This is a genomic window from Bradyrhizobium sp. Rc3b (assembly GCF_900114915.1).
GTDB lineage: Bacteria > Pseudomonadota > Alphaproteobacteria > Rhizobiales > Xanthobacteraceae > Bradyrhizobium.
In genome coordinates, this window is the sequence record NZ_FOUS01000005.1 from 72,825 (window position 1) to 89,149 (window position 16,325).

The window sequence follows — 16,325 nt, forward strand, 5'->3', positions numbered from 1 at the left end:
TTTCTTTCGCAAAGCCAGCTTCAGGACTGCCCAAAATGACAGAGCACTGCCTCTGGCGTTTCTCGCGCGCGTTGCACCGCGCCATCAACGACCGGCATTTCGAGGACATCGAGGCCCTGATCGACGAGGAGGTCGAATGGGCGCTCTACGGCCCGATCGACATGTTTCCGTTCCTCGGCGCGCGCCAGGGCAAGGACGCCGTGCTCGACGTCATCCGCCAGCTCGCCGACAATTTCCAGGTCCGCCGCTTCGACCGCGAGAGCATCATGCTGGGCGTCGATTCCGCCGCCTCGATGATGCGCTATTCGCTGACGGCACTGGATTCCAACAAGCCGATCAGCTTGCGGGTCGCGCAGTTTGCCCAGTTCAGGGCGGGCAAGCTCACCAGCATGCGGGTCCTGATCGACACCTTCGACCTGGTCGAGCAGGCACTCGGCCGCGCCATTCATCTGCCGAAGATGACCAGCGTCGGCTGAGGGGGACGCCAACGGGCCCCGCTGTTCGGGACCGATGACAATGCCTGACGCGACGTCCTGGCCGCCAGCCCCGCCGGATGCCGTCGCATCGAGAGCTCGTCGTCGGGCGCGCGCCTTTCGCGCGGCCCGTTGGTTCGCGTCCCCCACGCGAGTTGCCACAATTTCGCAACGATAAATCCGCATTGATGCAAGCAGACCGAATGGCGCATGGTCATCACCAAGGACCGCCTTATATTGGCGGACAACATGCGCTGGGGTTTGCGGGCAGGACGATGGAATTCTCGACAGGTTTCGGCTGGACCAGGCTGCCGGTGCTGGCGGCCGCGTTCATCTTGGGCTCAGTGCTGACGGTTTCGGCGCAGATCATTCCGCCCTTCTCCCCACCCGCGGCCGCGCCAGACGAGGCCGAGACCGAGACGGCAGAGACCCCCGACGTCAACGACCCCGACGTGCTCAAAGGCATCGACGTCGACAAGCTCGACTGGAGCCAGCTCGCGGTCGATGCCGGCACTGGCATTGACCCCATCGCCGCCAAGAAGCGCGCCAAGGCCGCCGCAAAGGACGGCCTGGACTGGTCGTCGAATGCCAATGCGAACGGCTCCTCGGCGGTGACGGTGAAGCAATCCGTGTTCTCGTTCTGGGATACCCGGATCGGCGCCGACATGACGGTGACCAGCGAGCCGCGGACGATGTCCGAGCTGCTGGCGCAAAAGGCCACCAATGGCGGCAACCTGCCGCAATCCTCCGGCAGCGCCTGGGCGACGGCAACCGCGCCCGGCGCTGGAGTGATCTGGGACAAGACCGCGGTGGAAGCCCGCGTCGATCCCGGCTCGGAACAGAGCAAGCTCGGGGCCTCGCTGACCAAATCGGTGCCGCTGTCCAGCGATACCTCGCTGACGCTGCAGAACGGCTACAGCGTCAACCAGCAGGGCACGAGTGCGGTCCCCGGCATCGGCGGCCACATCACTCGCAATTACGAGACCGACCAGTCGGCCAAGGTCACCCTCACCGACACCGGCACCAGCATCACCGCCGGCCAGTCGCTGTCGACCACCGACGACAAATGGCTGCGCAAGGTCGGCGCCGAGCAGAAACTGTTCGACAATGTCACCGTCTCCGGCTCGGTCGGCGAGACCTCGCAGGGCGCGATCAACAAGAGCCTGACGGCGGGTTTCAAGAAGAGCTGGTAGGCCGAGCCTCCACTCTTTCTCCTCATCCTGAGGGCGCTCCGAAGGAGCGCGTCTCGAAGGATCGAGGCCCTGCATGGTTCAAGACGCGCTTCGCGCTCCTCACCAGGAGGAGCTGGAACGGTGGCCGCCGCAGCGACGTTCACACTCTCCTAACCATACGCCACGGCAAAACCCCCGAATGGTCCGCCCTTGCCGCATCTCGGCCCATTTGCGGCCCAATTCCGGCGCCCTGATGCGGGCTGCCTCACAGACGTCGTCGTGCGGGGGACACTCGCGCTGCGCTCAACGCGAACAGGGGAATAACGATGAACGCCATGCGTCCGGAAAAGACCGAAGCCGCCGAGACCGAGACGGTCGACACCAACCTCGCTGCAGTCACGGAAGTCGAAGCCGGCATCCGCGACTTCGTCCGCAACGACATTGCCTATCTGCGCCGTCCGGCGGCGGCGACCACCGACGCGCCCCCGCTCGATCCGAGCGCGGACGCCACCGTCACCAACGTCAACTCGCTGATCCAGCGCGTCGCCGGCACCTCGCTCGCCGAGATCGAGAATCTGATCTCGGAGCTCGAGAGCCTGCGTGACCTGCTGCATGCCGAGGGCCAGCGCGTCCAGCGCGAGATCTCCGGCTACGCCCAGCTCAGCCAGGCCGCGATGAAGTCGACCCGGATGATCGCCGACAACGTCGCGCAGTGGAAGCGCGCCGCCGACGGCCTGCGCAACAGCTAAGCACTGACATCACGCATCACCGGCTGCCGCGTTCCGCAAGGAGCGCGGCAGTTTTGATTCGGGATGTCGCCCCGGCGTAGCGGGTCCGGACGCTATCTCGTCAAAACAGGTGTCATCACCCGCGAAAGCGGGTGATCCAGTATTCCAGAGACGCCAGTGATTGAACCGAGACGCCGCGGTGTACTGGATGCCCGGATCAAGCCCGGTCAAGCCGGGGCATGACGGCGGTGGGTGTGGCTGCGAAAAAGGCCGCGTAAGACGGTGGACGCACGTTCACACCGTCACCGTAGCTATGCGGTGCGCTATTGAACCCGCCGCGCCTTCCCGACGACCAATGCCAAGCGCCCGCTTCTCTTGCGGCCGGGCCGGGGGACATCTCATGGAAAGCATTCGGCCCGACAACACGGACCCGATATCGCTGCGGCCCGCGCCCAGTCAGCTCGGCACGATCATGCTGCGGTTCGTCGGATTGCTGGTGGCTGCGATCGCGGTGCTGGCGTTCGTCTATAGCCGCTGAGGGGGCCGCTTTCCGGCCCCGAGAGCTTAACAGATTCTTACCGGCTCGCGTCGACGGCCGAGGCTTCCAGGGTGTAGGCGCCATCGGCATAGCCCTTCACCACCATGCCGGCGACCAGCATCACGGCCAGCGTCGCGGTAGCGAAGATAAATCCAACAAACTTGAGTGCGCCGCGATCAGCCATGGTCCTCGTCCCCTGTCTCTGCCCAATTCGTTTCAATTAGACAGCGACAGGTTCATAATTAGTTAGCAACTCACTGGTTCCACCAAACTGCTTCGCGGTAACCATGTTGCGCAGGCTTATGGCAGCCGCCCGGAATCGCGTCCATAGCGCGCGGGCAACACTTGCGCACTCATTTGCCCGTTCATCTTGGAACAGATCTAACCGCTCTTCCGCATCGGCACGAAGGCGCTGGCGGTGATGGAATAGACGTCCTCGCCGCGCTGGTTAGTGCCGGTGGTGCGGGCGGTCAGGATGCCCCAGCCGGGGCGCGAGGCCGAGGTGCGCTTGTCGGTGACCACGTTGACGTAAGCGACGGTATCGCCGGCAAGCACCGGCCTGATCCAGCGCAGGTCGCGAAAGCCCGGCGAAGGCCCCCACACCGCGACCTCCTCGCCGCGCGCTACGGCCTCGCGCGCCAGACGCTGGCCGTCAGCGACAAGCAAGCTCATGCAGGCCGAGCCGACATGCCAGCCCGAGGCGGCAAGCCCGCCGAACAGCGAGTTCTTGCCCTCCTCCTCGTCGAGATGAAAACGCTGCGGATCGAACTTCGCGGCGAAATTCTTGATGGCCTCGGCCGTGAACGTATAGGTGCCGATCTCGCGGCGCTGGCCGATCTCGATGTCGTCGAAGAACCGCATCAGACCGCCCCCTCGCGCCGCTTGATCAGGATCGGCGAGGTCATCTCGCCCAGCGGCTCACCCTTAGCGTTGCGCACGGTGCATTTGAATTTGACGATGCCGAGTTCGGGCCGGCTCTTGGAGGGGCGCGCCTCCAACACGTCGACGTCGAGCATGAGATCGTCGCCGGGCCGGAGCGGCGAGAGCCAGCGCACCTCGTCGACGCCGGGAGACCCCAGCGACGCGGCGCGGGTAATGAAGCCGTCGGCCATCATCCGCATCATCAGCGAGCAGAGATGCCAGCCCGAGCCGGACAGGCCACGCAGCATGCTCTTGTTGGCGGCCTCCTCGTCCAGATGCATCGGCTGCGGATCAAACTCGGCCGCGAAGGCCAGAATCTCGTCGCGGGTGACGTGGCGCGGGCCGAATGTTCCGAACCGGCCGGGCGGGAAATCTTCGAAGGTCAGGGTCATCTTGGGATTGGCTAGCGGAAATGACAGATTGTGGCCGCACTTTGCGGCAATCTCAACCCGCCGGCCCGCATGGCTCGTGCTACATACGGGGTGGTGGCGTTGGTCTTGAGTCGGATCAACCGAGGGCCAAGATCCATTTACCAAGGCCCGATGCCCTGGGGAGAGCAATGTTTTCATTCAGCGATCTGTTTCAGTGGGACCGCTTCATCACGCCGACGATCATCAAGACCTTCTACTGGCTGGTGATCGCGCTGATCTGCCTGTTCGGCCTCTCCGGCATCTTCTCCGGCCTGGCTGCGATGGCGATCAGTCCGTTCGGCGGCTTCCTGGTGCTGCTGTCGTCGATCGCGAGCGTCGTCGTCGGAATCGTGTTCTCGCGCATCGCCGCGGAGCTGATCCTGATCGTCTTCCGCATCAACGAGCATCTCGGCGCCATCCGCGACCAGGGCAGCGGGATGCGGTGAGCGTCACGCACAGGTGCCGTAGGGTGGGCAAAGGCGCAAAGCGCCGTGCCCACGATCATTCCGCGATATGAGAGATGGTGGGCACGCTTCGCTTTGCCCACCCTACGGCATCGATGTTGGTACTTAAGTATTGAACCTGAAATGCATCACGTCGCCGTCGGCGACGACGTATTCCTTGCCTTCGAGGCGGAGCTTGCCGGCATCGCGGGCGCCGGCTTCGCCGCCGAGCCCGACGTAGTCCTCATACGCAATCGTCTCGGCGCGGATGAAACCCTTCTCGAAATCGGTATGGATCACGCCCGCCGCGCCCGGCGCCTTGGTGCCGCGATAGATGGTCCAGGCGCGCGCTTCCTTCGGACCCACCGTGAAATAGGTGATGAGGTCGAGCAGCGTGTAGCCGGCGCGGATCAGGCGATCGAGGCCGGCCTCTTCGAGACCCAGCGTCTCCAGGAAGTCGGCGCGTTCCTCACGCGAAATGGTCGCGATCTCGGATTCGATCTTGGCGGAGATGACGACGGCAACCGCGCCTTCCTTGGCGGCCTGCTCCTGCACCGCCTGGGAGAACGAATTGCCCGTTGCGGCCGAGCCTTCCTCGACGTTGCAGACATAGAGCACGGGCTTGGACGACAGCAGGCCGAGCATGCCGAAGGCGCGTTCCTCCTCCGCCTTGCGCTCGACGAGGCGCGCGGGCTTGCCTTCACGCAGCAGCACCAGGGTGCGGTTGACGAGGTCGAGCTGCTCCTTGGCGTCCTTGTCGTTGCCCTTGGCCTTCTTGGTGAGGTTGTCGACGCGCTTCTCGAGGCTGTCGAGATCGGCGAGCATCAGCTCGGTCTCGATGGTCTCGATGTCGGCGAGCGGGGCGATCTTGCCCTCGACATGGGTGATGTCGGAATCTTCAAAGCAGCGCACGACATGCGCGATCGCATCGACCTCGCGGATGTTGGCGAGGAACTGGTTGCCGAGGCCTTCACCCTTGGAGGCGCCGCGGACGAGGCCGGCGATGTCGACGAAGGTCAGCCGGGTCGGGATGATCTGGCCGGACTTGGCGATCGCCGCGAGCTTGTCGAGCCTGGGATCGGGCACGGCGACCTCGCCGACATTCGGCTCGATGGTGCAGAACGGATAGTTCGCGGCCTGCGCCGCGGCCGTCTCGGTCAGCGCGTTGAACAAGGTCGACTTGCCGACATTGGGCAATCCGACGATTCCGCATTTAAATCCCACGAGCGTTATTCCTTGCCGTTCTCGTCCTTGGTCAAAAATCCCTTCGCCTGCATGGCGAGATGCACCCTGTTGGCGAAGGTCGCATCCGTGCCCTTGGCGACCAGGCCTGCGTGCTCGGCCACCGCCTCGCACAGCGTCGTCACCCAGTCGTTGTCGGCCTTGGCGAAGTCCGACAGCACGTGGCCGTGCACCAGTTCCTTGACGCCGGGATGACCGATGCCGAGCCGCACCCGGCGATAGTCGTTGCCGATATGCGCCGAGATCGAGCGCAGGCCGTTGTGGCCGGCGATGCCGCCGCCGATCTTCACCCGCACCTTGCCCGGCGGCAGCTCGAGCTCATCGTGGAACGCGGTGACGTCGCCGGGAGCGATCTTGAAGAAGCTTGCGGCTTCCTGCACGGCGCGGCCGGAATCGTTCATGTAAGTCGTCGGCTTGAGCAGGATCACGCGCTCGGTACCGAGCGTGCCTTCCGAGGTCTCGCCCTGAAAACGACGGCGCCATGGTGCGAAACCATGACGCCGCGCGATCTCGTCGACGGCCATGAAGCCGATATTGTGCCGGTTACGTGCGTATTTTGCGCCGGGATTGCCGAGCCCAACAAAGAGTCGCATGACGCGGCGCGCCCCTCGCTCGGCGCGCGATCAGAGACCGCGCGCCAGCTTTGAGAGATTACTTCTTCTTGTCGCCGCCGGCGGGAGCCTTGGCAGCCGCGGCAGGAGCAGCAGCGGCCGGAGCCGCAGCGCCAGCCGCCGGAGCAGCCGCAGCAGCGCCAGGAGCTGCAGCCGCAGCGGCGGCCTTCTGCTCTTCGGCGTAGCCGGACGGCGGCACGATGGTGACGAGGGTCGCGTCCTCGCGGGTCAGCGCCTTCACGCCGTTCGGCAGCTTGACGTCCGACAGATGCAAGGAGTGACCGATTTCGAGCGAGCCGACATCGGCCTCGATGTACTGCGGAATGCTCTCGACGCCGCATTCGAGCTCGATCGCGTGGGCGACGATGTTGACGGTGCCGCCGCGCTTCACGCCCGGGGACGTTTCCGCCTTCACGACATGCAGCGGCACGCTGATGCGGATGGTGGCGCCTTCGCCGAGCCGCATGAAGTCGACATGGATCGGGAAGTCCTTGACCGGATCGAGATGGTAGTCGCGCGGAATCACGCGGTGCTTCTTGCCCTCAAGATCGATGTCGACCAGCGTGGTCAGGAACCGGCCGGCGAGGATGCGCTGGCGCAGTTCGCGATCTTCGATCGAGATCGTGACGGGGGGCTGGTTGTTGCCATAGATCACTCCGGGCACGCGCCCGGCGCGACGCTCAGCCCGGGCGGCCCCCTTGCCGCTCTTCGGACGTGCGGTCGCCTTCAATTCCTTGACGGTCGTCGCCATGTCGTTAAGTCCTTGTTTTTGCAAAAGTTAATGGGCCGCAGCGCGGCCCATGGCATCGTTCGCAGCAAGCCTCCAGGGGTGCGGGGGCCACGAACTGGCGGGCTTTTACCCGGAAGATGCGGAAATGACAAGGAGAATGGGCGGCACCCTCACCTGGAGGGGGAGGGTCGGCTCACATTGAGCGCAGCGAAATGTGAGACGGGGTGGGGTGATCTCTCCCCACGGGCACTTTCGACGCGGAGAGACCGTCACCCCGCCCCGCTCGCGCTACGCGAGATCCACCCTCCAGGGGAGGGTAAGAAGGGCGCCTACCCGCCGAGCTTGGCCTCCAGCGCCGTGATGCGCGCCTTCAGCGCCTCGTTCTCCTCGCGGGCGAGGCGGGCCATGTCCTTGACCGCCTCGAACTCCTCGCGCTTGACCAGATCCATGTCGCGCAGGAATTTTTCGGCCTGGGTGCGCATCACGGTGTCGAACTCGCGCTTGACGCCCTGGGCGGCACCGGCGGCATCGTTCATCAGGCGGCCGATCTCGTCGAAAAACCGGTTGTTGGTCTGGGTCATTTCGGCCTCCTGGCAGCTCCGATAAACTTTGCGCGAACGCTCCAAAACACAATGGCAATCCGATTGGGCCGGTTCAAGGCCCGATCGGAGGTATCCTTGTCATGCCCCGGTTTCCTTGCAATCGTATTCAACGTCCCTGCATAAGAAGAATCACAAGGCGCATGAGATGATCGACCAGCAGATCGCGATCCCCACCAGGGACGGCCACACCGCAACCTTCATCAGCCATCCCGAGCGCGGCGGGCCGTTTCCGGTCATCCTGTTCTACATGGATGCGCCCGCGATCCGCGAAGAGCTGCGCGACATGGCGCGCCGGCTCGCGACCTCAGGCTATTACGTGATGCTGCCGAACCTCTATTACCGCTCCGGCGTGATGGAGCTCGGCGCGCTGCCGGCCGACCCGAACGCGCCGGAGCGCAAGCGCATGTTCCAGCTGATGGGCTCGCTCACCATCCCCATGATCATGGACGACACCAGAGCGCTGCTCGCCTATGCCGAGGGCCAGGCGGCCGCGAACACCAAGCTGGTCGGCACCGTCGGCTATTGCATGAGCGGCCGCTACGCCATCAACGCCGCCACGCATTTCCCCGACAGCGTCAAGGCGGCCGCCTCGATCTATGGCGTGCAGCTGGCAACGGATCAGGACGACAGCCCGCATCTGGCCGCGGCTAAGACCAAGGCCGAGCTCTACTTCGCCTGCGCCGAGACCGACGTCTACGCGCCGCCGGAGATTATCGAGAAGGTCAAAGAAGGCATGAAAGCTGCGAAAGCCGAGGTCGAGATCTATCCCGGCACGCATCACGGCTTCGCCTTCCCCAAGCGCCCGGTCTATGACCGCGACGCCGCCGAGCGGCATTGGGAGCGCCTCTTGGCGCTCTATCGCCGCAATCTCGTCCAGAAATAGAAGGCGAGATGCAGCTTCTTCTCATCGACTTCCCCGCCTTCAAGCCGATCGCGCTGGAGATCGGGCCGTTCGCGATCCGCTGGTATGCGCTGGCCTATATCTGCGGCATCGTGTTCGGCTGGCTCTATGCGCGCTCGCTGCTGAAGAAGGAGCGCCTGTGGGGCGGCCCCGCGCCGATGTCGCTGCTGCAGATCGACGACTTCATCCTGTGGGTCACGCTCGGCATCATTCTCGGTGGCCGCACCGGCTACGTGCTGTTCTACAATCTGCCTTTCTTCATCGATCATCCCGCCGCGATCTTCCGGTTATGGGAGGGCGGCATGTCCTTCCATGGCGGCTTCCTCGGCTGCGTCGTCGCGGTGATGTTGTTCGCCTTTCGCAACGGCATCTCGATCCTGTCGCTCGGCGACATCACCACCGCGGTCGCGCCGGTCGGACTGCTGCTCGGGCGCATCGCCAACTTCATCAACGGCGAATTGTGGGGCCGCGCCACCGATCCGAGCCTGCCCTGGGCGATGATATTCCCCAACGATCCGACGCAACTGCCGCGTCATCCGAGCCAGCTCTACGAGGCCGGCATGGAAGGCATCCTGCTGTTCACGGTGCTCGCGGTGATGATCCGGCTCGGCGCGCTGAAACGGCCGGGCATGATCCTCGGCGCCTTCATCCTAATCTACGGTCTGACCCGGATTGCCGGCGAGCACTTCCGCGAACCGGACGCGCAGCTCGGTTTCCTCTGGGGCGGATTAACCATGGGCATGCTGCTGTCGATCCCGATGCTTATCGTCGGCGGCATACTTATTGTATTGGCAGTCAGGCGCGGTGCGCCGAAGCCCGCAGGGGCCGTTCGTTAATTCATTTCGAGAAGATAGCCGTGACCGAACAGCCGCTACTCAACGAGATCAAGGCGCTGATCAAATCCTCAGGTCCCATGCCGGTCTGGCGGTACATGGAACTGTGCCTGATGCATCCGCGCCATGGCTATTACGTCTCGCGCGATCCGCTCGGGCGTGAAGGCGACTTCACAACCTCACCCGAAGTCAGCCAGATGTTCGGCGAGCTCTTGGGACTATGGACCGCCTCGGTGTGGAAGCAAATGGGCTCGCCGCAATTCCTGCGGTTGATTGAGCTCGGCCCCGGCCGCGGCACCATGATGGCGGACGCGCTACGCGCCCTTCGCGTGCTGCCGCCGCTCTACCAGGCGCTTCATGTCCACATGGTCGAGGTCAATCCCGTCTTGCGCGAGCGGCAGAATGCGACGCTGTCAGGCGTGCGCAACATTGCCTGGCACGACAGCATCGACGACGTGCCTGAGGGACCGAGCATCATCCTCGCCAACGAATATTTCGACGTGCTGCCGGTCCACCAGATGGTCCGCCACGAGAACGGCTGGCACGAGCGCGTGATCGAGATCGATCCCAACGGCAAGCTTCAATTCGGCGCGGCGTCCGAGCCGACGCCGCGCTTCGACGTGCTCCTGCCGCCGCTCGTGCGCGCCGCACCCGTCGGCGCCGTGTTCGAATGGCGCCCCGACGGCGAGATCATGAAGCTCGCCACGCGCGTGCGCGACCAGGACGGCGCAGCGCTGATCATCGATTATGGCCATTTGCGCAGCGACGCCGGCGACACCTTCCAGGCGATTGCGCGCCACACCTTCGCCGATCCCTTGAAGGCGCCGGGCCAGGCCGACGTCACCGCTCATGTCGACTTCCAGGCGCTGGCGCGCGCGGCCGAGGACGTCGGCGCGCGCGTGCACGGGCCGGTGACGCAAGGGGACTTCCTCAAGCGGATCGGCATCGACACAAGGGCCGCCGCCTTGATGCAGAAGGCAACGCCGGAGGTCGCCACCGACATTTCGATCGCCCTCAAGCGGCTGACGGACACCGGGCGCAGCGGCATGGGCTCGATGTTCAAGGTGCTCGGCATCTCCGAGCCGCGGCTGACAGGCATTGCCGGCCTCAGCGATCTCGAACAGGCCGGAGAAGCCTCATGACGCTCGCTTCGTCGCTGCTGTCAGCCGTGCCCGGCCTGCGCCACTCGTTCTTCACCCGCGAAGGCGGCGTCTCCAGTGGCATCTACTCGGCGCTGAACGGCGGCCTCGGCTCCAACGACGATCAGGCCCTTGTCGCGGAAAACCGCCGCCGCATGGCCGAGCATGTCGGCGTCGCGCCGGCACGCTTCCTCAGCCTGCACCAGATCCATTCACCCGACGTGCTCGTCGCAGAAGCACCGTGGCCGAACGGGCCGCGGCCGAAGGGCGATGCGCTGGTGACGAACACGCCCGGCATCGCGCTCGGCGTCTCCACTGCCGATTGCGGGCCGGTGCTGTTCGTAGATCCCAACGCGCGCGTGATCGGCGGCGCGCATGCGGGGTGGAAGGGCGCGCTGACGGGCGTGCTGGAAGCGACGATTCTAGCGATGGAGAAACTCGGCGCGACGCGCAGTGGCATCATCGCCGCGATCGGCCCCTTGATCCGCCAGGACAGCTACGAGGTCGGCAACGAGTTCGTCGCGCGCTTCATCGAGGCCGATGCGGACAACGCGATCTTCTTCATACCCTCGGTGCGCGAGGGACACGCGATGTTCGATCTCGCCGGTTTCATTCGCAAGCGACTGGACGCCGCCGGCATCCTGATGATCGACGATCTCGGCGTCGACACCTACGCCGACGAGCGCTTCTTCAGCTATCGCCGCTCGGTGCATCGCAAGGAGCCGGATTACGGCCGCCACGTTCACGCAATCGCGCTCGAAGCGTGAACACAGCGGCAACGCCGTGTCATTCCGGGGCGCTGCCCTGATGCGATGACAGTGGTCTATGTCGCCTCCGCCCTAGACCTTAATCGATTTTAACGATATCGCTGCCCTCCATAATGAGGGACGCGTCATTCATCTTGGGCCGTGCGGGTGCGCGCGTGCTGGCGGTCATGCTGCTCGCGGCAGCGACTGCGCTTGGCGGCTGCGCCGGCGGCGGTGGGGCCGCCAACTCCTATGCAATGGCGCCGACCGCCGGCTCCGGGGCAACGGTCGCCTTCGAATCGATCGACGGGCCGCCGCCGCAGGTGTTCGACCGCATGGTCGGCGTGCTCGACAGCGAATCCAAGCTGCGCAGCCTGTCCGTCATCTCCCGCGAGGGGACCGCCGCCTACCGCGTGCGCAGCTATCTCTCCGCCCAGGTGGTGCGCGGCAAGACGGTGATCGCCTGGGTCTGGGACGTCTACGACGCCAACCAGCAGCGGGCGCTGCGCCTCTCCGGCGAGGAACCGACCTCGGCCAAAGGCGGCCGCGATCCGTGGGCAGCAGCCGACGACCTCGTGCTGCGGAAGATCGCCCAGGCCGGATTCAGCGGACTTTCCAACATGATCAACGGAACGCCGGATACCCCGGGCACGGCTCCTGGCCTGCGGGGCCCGGCGGTGGCGAGCGTGATCCCGCAGGCCCCGGTGGCAGAGATGCCGGCCACGGCACTCGGCTATGCCGAACGATAACCCCCGCTAAACCACGGCCTCGAGTTGCGGCCAAGCCGTTGGCCTGACTCAGGATTTTCGAAGGGAAAACGTAGCATCCCGGGTTGCCATTGCAGCCCCCGGCCTGATATTTCCTCGCCCGTTGTAACCGTGCTTCCAGTGGGATCTGAGATGTTGAACGTCGTATCCAGCAAAGCGCGGGAGGAAGCGTCTATGTCGGCCAAAAACGGCTCCATCAAGCTTGTCGCCGGCAACTCCAATCCGGCCCTCGCGCAGGCGATTGCGCAGGGCCTGGACCTGCCGCTGACCAAGGCGGTGGTGCGGCGCTTCGCCGACATGGAGATCTTCGTCGAGATCCAGGAGAACGTCCGCGGCTCGGATGCCTTCATCATCCAGTCGACCTCGTTCCCGGCGAACGACCATCTGATGGAGTTGCTGATCATCACCGACGCGCTGCGCCGCTCCTCGGCGCGCCGCATCACGGCGGTGCTGCCCTATTTCGGTTACGCCCGGCAGGACCGCAAGTCCGGCTCGCGCACGCCGATCTCGGCCAAGCTGGTCGCCAATTTGATCACGCAAGCCGGCGTCGACCGCGTCATGACGCTCGATCTGCACGCCGGCCAGATCCAGGGCTTCTTCGACATCCCGACCGACAATCTCTATGCCGCGCCACTGATGGTGCGCGACATCAAGGAGAGGTTCGACCTCTCCAAGACGATGGTGATCTCGCCCGACGTCGGCGGCGTGGCCCGCGCGCGCGGCCTTGCCAAGCGCATCAATACCCCGCTCGCGATCGTCGACAAGCGCCGCGAGAGGGCGGGCGAATCCGAGGTCATGAACGTGATCGGCGACGTCGCCGGCTACACCTGCATCCTGATCGACGACATCGTGGACTCCGGCGGCACGCTGGTGAACGCGGCCGACGCGCTGATCGCCAAGGGCGCCAAGGACGTCTACGCCTACATCACCCACGGCGTGCTCTCCGGCGGCGCGGCCGCCCGCATCGCGGGCTCGAGGCTGAAGGAGCTCGTGATCACCGACTCGATCCTGCCGACCGACGCGGTGACCAAGGCGCCGAACATCCGTACGCTGCCGATCGCCAGCCTGATCTCCGACGCGATCGCACGCACCGCCGCGGAAGAATCCGTGTCGAGCCTGTTCGACTAGTTTTTCCGATCCGAAAGTCTCGCGCAGGGTGGGCAAAGGCGCAAAGCGCCGTGCCCACCTTTTCTTTTGTGATGAAGGTGGTGGGCACGCTTTCGCTTTGCCCACCCTACGGCAGTCTGCCTACCCCACGATCCCCGCCGCGACCTGGCCGCGCAGGCGCTCCAGGCCGAGCAACGTCTCCGCACAGGCGGCCGCGACCTCGACGCCCTTGATCGCAAAATGCTTGCGGAAGAAGTCGTAGTGCACCTCGGTCTCGTGGAATTGCTGCGGCGTCAGCACCGCCGAGAACACGGGCACTTCGGTACGCAGCTGCACGTCCATCAAGGCCTTGATCACGGTATCGGCGACGAACTCGTGGCGATAGATGCCGCCATCGACGACGAGGCCGGCCGCGACGATGGCGGTGTAGCGCCGCGTCTTGGCGAGGACCTGCGCGTGCAGCGGGATCTCGAACGAGCCCGGCACCTCGAACACGTCGACATGGGTGAGATGGCGCGCCTCGGCCTCCTTGATGAAGGCGATGCGGGCCTCCTCGACCACGTCGCGGTGCCAGCAGGCCTGCACGAAGGCCACCCGCTGCGGCTTGGCAAAGCGCGGGTGGTCGGGCGCCGGGTCTTGTGGAACCGGCGGTTGGGTGGCTTCGGAAGTTTCGGTTTTGGGGTCTTGCAGCATCTGATTCATGGCTTTCCTTCTTAAGGACCAGAATCAGGGCACACGGAACGACAAACAGCCGCATCTTGCGATGCGTCTGCCTCCGACCGTTCTCTTTCATCCGGACTTTAACCGTCGGCTTCGGAGTTGCACCGAATCTGCTGACCCTTCCCCTCGGCAAGAAAGACCTAAGGGAAGGCGCTCGCGGGCTTAGGCCTTTCGGCCCTTACCGCCGGTGGGGACTTTCACCCCGCCCTGAGAACATCGGCCGTCCGGGATGAACGGCCTGGCTGGAAATATGCCGCCAGCCGGCGGCCGCAGCAAGCGTGTTCCGTATGGGCGGATCGCATGGTCCCATGTCATTCCCGCGGGAGCGGCCCTCGCGGGACGGAATTAACGAATGGCGCCCTCCCCCCGCGAATCCGATTCCGGTTTGTTCTCATCCATCCGGATCGAGGACTTCCCTCCGTTAAGAATTGTGGCGGAGATGAGCTGTGGACGAACGAGTCCTGGCTTGTGGACGGACTCGGGACCCCGTTGCGCAGATTCCGCAAATCACATCACTTGATCCGCGACAGGCCCGCGCTGATCCGAGGGATCGCAAGACTCCGAGGGGACGCCGTAGCGACGTTTAGGGAGCGCGCGCCGGGCCCAACCGCGTGCGTATCAAAGACAACAAGAAGGCAAGAGGTCGAGACGGCATGTCCCTGCTCGAAGGCACTATCGATTCCAAAAGCCATCCGCTCGCGGTGGTCGAGGATATCGCTGCCAGCAACAACTGGCCGTTCGAACGCTCCGGCGAGGACGAACTCACGATTGTCTCCAAGGGACAATGGACCGATTACCAGCTCTCCTTTACCTGGATGGGCGAGATCGAAGCGCTGCATCTGGCCTGTGCGTTCGACATGAAGATTCCGGTTGCGCGCCGCAGCGAGGTGCAGCGGCTCGTCGCCGCGGTCAACGAGCAGCTGTGGGTCGGTCATTTCGATTTGTGGACCAACACCGGCATGGTCATGCACCGCCAGGCCCTGGTGCTGCCCGGCGGCCTGACCGCATCGACCGCGCAATGCGAGGCCATGCTCGCCGGCGCCATCCATGCCTGCGAGCGCTATTTCCCGGCGTTCCAGTTCGTGGTGTGGGCTGGCAAGACCACGACCGAAGCGATGGACGCGGCGATGTTCGATACGGTGGGAGAGGCGTAGGACCTTAAGGAAGCCAACACTCCCTCCTCCTGTCGTCCCGGACAAGCGAAGCGCCGCTCCGGGAGCCATACCGCGTGATGCCTCTTGTGGCACGCGGCTTGTTGCCAACACCTTCATCCACTAGAACCGCCTGAGGTGGCGCGACGAGCGCAAGCGCTCGCGCGGGGGTCCCCGCGTTCGCAGGGACGACACCTTTCCTTGGGTGATCACAGTGGCTAACAACAGCACTCTTCAAAACATCACCGGCACCATCCTCCTCGCCGGCGCCGGCAAGATGGGCGGCACGATGCTGACCGGATGGCTGGCGGGCGGACTCGATCCGCGCCGCGTCGCGGTGATCGATCCGCATATCTCGCCGGAGATCACGGCACTTGCCGCCAGGGGCGTCGCGCTCAATCCCGACGTGAAGGCCGCGGGCACAGTCGAGACGCTGGTCGTCGCGGTGAAGCCGCAGATGTTCCGCGAGGCCGGCGCGAAGCTAAAAGCGTTCGTCTCGGACAAGACGTCGGTGGTCTCGATCATGGCGGGAACCACGATCACATCGCTCCAGGAGGTCTGCGGCGGCGCCGTGGTGCGCGCGATGCCGAACACGCCGGCCGCGATCGGCCGCGGCATCACGGTTGCGGTCGCCGCGAACAACGTCAGCGCCGCGCAGCGCGCGGTGGCCGATGCGCTGCTGCGTGCCACCGGCTCGGTCGAATGGGTCGATGACGAGAGCCTGATGGACGCGGTCACGGCCGTCTCCGGCTCCGGCCCGGCCTATGTGTTTCTGCTCGCTGAAGAGCTGGCCCGCGCCGGCGTCGAAGCCGGACTGCCTGAGGCGCTGGCAATTAGGCTCGCACGCGAGACCGTCGCCGGCTCCGGCGAATTGCTGCACCAGTCGGAGCTGCCGTCGAGCACGCTGCGCCAGAACGTCACCTCGCCCGGCGGCACCACGGCCGCCGCGCTCGGCGTGCTGACGGGCGAGCCGGGTCTGCGCGACCTGATGATCCGCGCGATCGCGGCGGCGACGAAGCGGTCGAAGGAATTGGCGAAGTAAGCAGGTGCCGTAGGGTGGGCAAAGGCGCAGGGCGCCGTGCCCACGATCT

At 65.0% G+C, this 16,325-nt stretch carries 21 protein-coding genes and 1 riboswitch; of the genes, 13 read left to right on the forward strand and 8 right to left on the reverse strand.

The window, feature by feature from the left end:
- The first annotated feature begins 35 nt into the window (after window positions 1–35).
- The 4 genes from BM190_RS12955 (at window position 36) to BM190_RS40380 (ending at window position 2,911) form a co-directional block, all read left to right on the forward strand.
- Window positions 36–476, forward strand: coding sequence for a nuclear transport factor 2 family protein (locus BM190_RS12955; RefSeq protein WP_092255055.1), 441 nt, complete (start codon window positions 36–38; stop codon window positions 474–476).
- 272 nt (window positions 477–748) lie between these two features.
- Window positions 749–1,666, forward strand: coding sequence for a hypothetical protein (locus BM190_RS12960; RefSeq protein ID WP_092255057.1), 918 nt, complete (start codon window positions 749–751; stop codon window positions 1,664–1,666).
- 305 nt (window positions 1,667–1,971) lie between these two features.
- Window positions 1,972–2,394 carry a hypothetical protein gene (locus BM190_RS12965; protein ID WP_092255060.1) on the forward strand — a complete coding sequence of 141 codons (423 nt, stop codon included), beginning with the start codon at window positions 1,972–1,974 and terminating at the stop codon, window positions 2,392–2,394.
- A gap of 379 nt (window positions 2,395–2,773) precedes the next feature.
- Window positions 2,774–2,911, forward strand: a complete 138-nt coding sequence (locus BM190_RS40380) for a hypothetical protein (RefSeq protein ID WP_177237058.1) — start codon at window positions 2,774–2,776, stop codon at window positions 2,909–2,911.
- 37 nt (window positions 2,912–2,948) lie between these two features.
- Here BM190_RS40380 and BM190_RS40385 read toward each other — a convergent pair whose 3' ends face one another.
- The 3 genes from BM190_RS40385 to BM190_RS12975 form a co-directional block, all read right to left on the reverse strand.
- Window positions 2,949–3,095: a hypothetical protein gene (locus tag BM190_RS40385; protein ID WP_018318322.1), complete on the reverse strand. Its 147-nt coding sequence runs from the start codon at window positions 3,093–3,095 to the stop codon at window positions 2,949–2,951.
- Window positions 3,096–3,292: 197 nt separating this feature from the next.
- Window positions 3,293–3,772, reverse strand: a complete 480-nt coding sequence (locus BM190_RS12970; protein WP_092255062.1) for a MaoC family dehydratase — start codon at window positions 3,770–3,772, stop codon at window positions 3,293–3,295.
- Window positions 3,772–4,224, reverse strand: a complete 453-nt coding sequence (locus BM190_RS12975) for a MaoC family dehydratase (RefSeq protein WP_092255065.1) — start codon at window positions 4,222–4,224, stop codon at window positions 3,772–3,774. Before BM190_RS12975 ends, BM190_RS12970 begins: the two co-directional genes overlap by 1 nt.
- 167 nt (window positions 4,225–4,391) lie before the next feature.
- Between BM190_RS12975 and BM190_RS12980 the strand changes: the two genes are divergently transcribed.
- Window positions 4,392–4,688, forward strand: a complete 297-nt coding sequence (locus tag BM190_RS12980) for a DUF4282 domain-containing protein (protein WP_018318325.1) — start codon at window positions 4,392–4,394, stop codon at window positions 4,686–4,688.
- Between the two features lie 123 nt (window positions 4,689–4,811).
- Here BM190_RS12980 and ychF read toward each other — a convergent pair whose 3' ends face one another.
- From ychF to BM190_RS13000, 4 genes are all read right to left on the reverse strand, one after another.
- Window positions 4,812–5,909: a redox-regulated ATPase YchF gene (gene ychF, locus BM190_RS12985; RefSeq protein WP_018318326.1), complete on the reverse strand. Its 1,098-nt coding sequence runs from the start codon at window positions 5,907–5,909 to the stop codon at window positions 4,812–4,814.
- A 5-nt stretch (window positions 5,910–5,914) separates the two neighbouring features.
- Window positions 5,915–6,520, reverse strand: coding sequence for an aminoacyl-tRNA hydrolase (gene pth, locus BM190_RS12990; protein WP_092255068.1), 606 nt, complete (start codon window positions 6,518–6,520; stop codon window positions 5,915–5,917).
- Window positions 6,521–6,578: 58 nt separating this feature from the next.
- The gene (locus BM190_RS12995) at window positions 6,579–7,289 is read right to left on the reverse strand and encodes a 50S ribosomal protein L25/general stress protein Ctc (RefSeq protein ID WP_018318328.1); all 711 of its coding nucleotides are present in this window, start codon (window positions 7,287–7,289) and stop codon (window positions 6,579–6,581) included.
- 308 nt (window positions 7,290–7,597) lie between these two features.
- Window positions 7,598–7,849: an accessory factor UbiK family protein gene (locus BM190_RS13000; protein ID WP_011090176.1), complete on the reverse strand. Its 252-nt coding sequence runs from the start codon at window positions 7,847–7,849 to the stop codon at window positions 7,598–7,600.
- Between the two features lie 166 nt (window positions 7,850–8,015).
- Here BM190_RS13000 and BM190_RS13005 point away from each other — a divergent pair, with 166 nt between their 5' ends.
- From BM190_RS13005 to BM190_RS13030, 6 genes are all read left to right on the forward strand, one after another.
- Window positions 8,016–8,753 (forward strand): dienelactone hydrolase family protein, encoded by a 738-nt coding sequence (locus tag BM190_RS13005; protein WP_092255905.1) that lies wholly within the window; start codon window positions 8,016–8,018, stop codon window positions 8,751–8,753.
- 8 nt (window positions 8,754–8,761) lie between these two features.
- Window positions 8,762–9,607 (forward strand): prolipoprotein diacylglyceryl transferase, encoded by an 846-nt coding sequence (lgt, locus tag BM190_RS13010; protein WP_092255070.1) that lies wholly within the window; start codon window positions 8,762–8,764, stop codon window positions 9,605–9,607.
- Window positions 9,608–9,627: 20 nt separating this feature from the next.
- Window positions 9,628–10,746 (forward strand): class I SAM-dependent methyltransferase, encoded by a 1,119-nt coding sequence (locus BM190_RS13015; protein WP_018318332.1) that lies wholly within the window; start codon window positions 9,628–9,630, stop codon window positions 10,744–10,746.
- The gene (gene pgeF / locus BM190_RS13020) at window positions 10,743–11,510 is read left to right on the forward strand and encodes a peptidoglycan editing factor PgeF (protein ID WP_092255073.1); all 768 of its coding nucleotides are present in this window, start codon (window positions 10,743–10,745) and stop codon (window positions 11,508–11,510) included. Before BM190_RS13015 ends, pgeF begins: the two co-directional genes overlap by 4 nt.
- A 113-nt stretch (window positions 11,511–11,623) precedes the next feature.
- On the forward strand, window positions 11,624–12,238 hold the full coding sequence (locus tag BM190_RS13025; RefSeq protein ID WP_092255076.1) for a hypothetical protein: 615 nt from the start codon (window positions 11,624–11,626) through the stop codon (window positions 12,236–12,238).
- A 192-nt stretch (window positions 12,239–12,430) separates the two neighbouring features.
- The gene (locus BM190_RS13030; RefSeq protein ID WP_026202002.1) at window positions 12,431–13,384 is read left to right on the forward strand and encodes a ribose-phosphate pyrophosphokinase; all 954 of its coding nucleotides are present in this window, start codon (window positions 12,431–12,433) and stop codon (window positions 13,382–13,384) included.
- A 120-nt stretch (window positions 13,385–13,504) separates the two neighbouring features.
- Here BM190_RS13030 and BM190_RS13035 read toward each other — a convergent pair whose 3' ends face one another.
- Entirely contained in the window at window positions 13,505–14,065 is a 561-nt protein-coding gene (locus BM190_RS13035; protein ID WP_018318336.1) for a 6,7-dimethyl-8-ribityllumazine synthase, read from the reverse strand.
- Window positions 14,066–14,140: 75 nt separating this feature from the next.
- Window positions 14,141–14,302, reverse strand: a riboswitch (FMN riboswitch).
- A gap of 434 nt (window positions 14,303–14,736) precedes the next feature.
- Here BM190_RS13035 and BM190_RS13040 point away from each other — a divergent pair.
- Window positions 14,737–15,237, forward strand: a complete 501-nt coding sequence (locus BM190_RS13040) for a type III secretion system chaperone family protein (RefSeq protein WP_026202003.1) — start codon at window positions 14,737–14,739, stop codon at window positions 15,235–15,237.
- Between the two features lie 211 nt (window positions 15,238–15,448).
- The gene (proC, locus tag BM190_RS13045; RefSeq protein ID WP_244550643.1) at window positions 15,449–16,276 is read left to right on the forward strand and encodes a pyrroline-5-carboxylate reductase; all 828 of its coding nucleotides are present in this window, start codon (window positions 15,449–15,451) and stop codon (window positions 16,274–16,276) included.
- Window positions 16,277–16,325 lie beyond the last annotated feature (49 nt).